Origin of the sequence: Sphingobium sp. (assembly GCF_035511395.1) — a bacterium.
In the GTDB taxonomy this organism is placed as follows: domain Bacteria; phylum Pseudomonadota; class Alphaproteobacteria; order Sphingomonadales; family Sphingomonadaceae; genus Sphingobium.
Window position 1 is genome coordinate 1 of record NZ_DATKFP010000455.1, and the last position, 1,585, is coordinate 1,585.

The 1,585-nt window shown below is 64.2% G+C and carries 1 protein-coding gene and 1 pseudogene; one reads left to right on the forward strand and one right to left on the reverse strand.

All coding sequences use genetic code 11. The features are described from left to right. A partial coding sequence (locus VMR39_RS30250) for an alpha-L-arabinofuranosidase C-terminal domain-containing protein (RefSeq protein WP_325422231.1) occupies positions 1-603 on the forward strand: 603 nt, incomplete at its 5' end. Positions 604-878: 275 nt separating this feature from the next. Here the strand turns inward: VMR39_RS30250 and VMR39_RS30255 are convergent. Further along, positions 879-1,585 (reverse strand): annotated as a pseudogene (locus VMR39_RS30255) (DUF4071 domain-containing protein); the annotation flags it as partial.

Below are 1,585 nucleotides of genomic sequence, written 5' to 3' on the forward strand. Positions count from 1 at the left end.
CTGGCGGTCGACGAATGGGGCGCCTGGTTCGAAAGCGAGAAGAATGCGCCATCGCAGCTCTATCTGGAAAGCACGCTGCGCGATGCGGTGATCGCGGGCCTCAGCCTCAACATCTTCAACCGCCATGCCGACCGGGTGCGCATGGCCAATCTGGCGCAGATGGTGAACGTGATCCAGTCACTGATTTTGACCGACGGGCCGAAGATGGTGGTGACGCCCACCTATCATGTGTTCGACCTGTACAAGGCACATCAGGGCGCGACCCTGATCCCGACCGAGGTGCAGGCGCCCGACTATATCGAGGGCGACACCCGCCTGCCGGGGCTGAGCGTGTCGACGTCGAAGAACAAGGCAGGCAGGCTGCACCTGACGATCGTCAATCTCGATCCGGCGCGCGCCAGCAACGTCCATGTCACGCTGAAAGGCGGAACATGGCGCACGGCGCGCGCCCAGACCATCACCGCCGATCGCATCGACACGCGCATCCGTTTCGACGCGCCCGATCCCTTCATCCCCAGGCCCCTGCCCGCCCGGATTGCCGGGGGGCAGGTCGAACTGACAATCGCCGCCAAGTCGGTGACGCTGGTGGAAATCGGCCAGTAGGGCTTATAGAGCTTCGCCGGCGGCGGCTGCGGCCGGGGTGCGGGCGCTGGGCATCGTCATGCACGGCGAGGCCGCTTTCGGTGATCAGCCGGTTTGTCGGTGCTGGCATGGGCCACATCAACAATCGGATTGGCCAGTCGGGGCTGTTGACCGGTGCCAGGCTGAGCCGGCAGGCTGCACCGCGCGCTTGCGATCATAATACCCGCCCGCCTGATCGACAGCGACAGAAGCGCGCTGGAGAACGCAAAGACGGTCCCGGCACGATAAATCCCGCTTCACGCCACCGGCGGAGGAACAGGATAAAATTCAGCGACAGGGCAGTCGCCATTGGGCGTCACGATCTCGCCGGCAAATTCGAAGCGGCAGTGCGGGGTGTGAACATCGATGGCCGCCGCCTGCGGCCATCGCGCCCAGACGCTGCCGGCCGGCGCAGCGCGCGCCAGAATGAAGGCCGGCGCATCCTCACCGGGCAGTTCCGCATCGCCCCTTGTTATGGTGCGATAGTCCAGCCCCAGCCCGCATTCGGGCGCAGCGCCCAGCATCGCCTGCGCAAGGTCGAGGGCGGTCGGAAGATCGTCCAGTTCGATGTAGAAAATGTCGTTTGCCGGATGCTGTCGCGCCGAGCCACGCATTGCTTCCGGCAGTTCGAGCGGAGATGTAGAGGCAACCAGCACCCGGTTCACGGCCATGTCGAGTCCATCGGCAACTGGCGGCAGTGCGTCTTCGAGGATAAGGCAATGAAAAGGCAGACCGCGCGCGCGCCACAATCTTTCGGGCGCCGTACCTGCACCGGCTTCTCTTCCGACATTAAGAGCCACCGCATGAGTTGCAAGTGCGTCCGCACGTCGCAAGGCAAGCCCCATCGCGATCTCCGCGCCCTTGACGATCGCCGCTTCGGACAAGATTGTCATGGCCTCCGGCGCTTCCAGGCTTTCGGCGCCATTGATCAGTCGATCGAACCGCTCTAGCCATTTGCTACCGA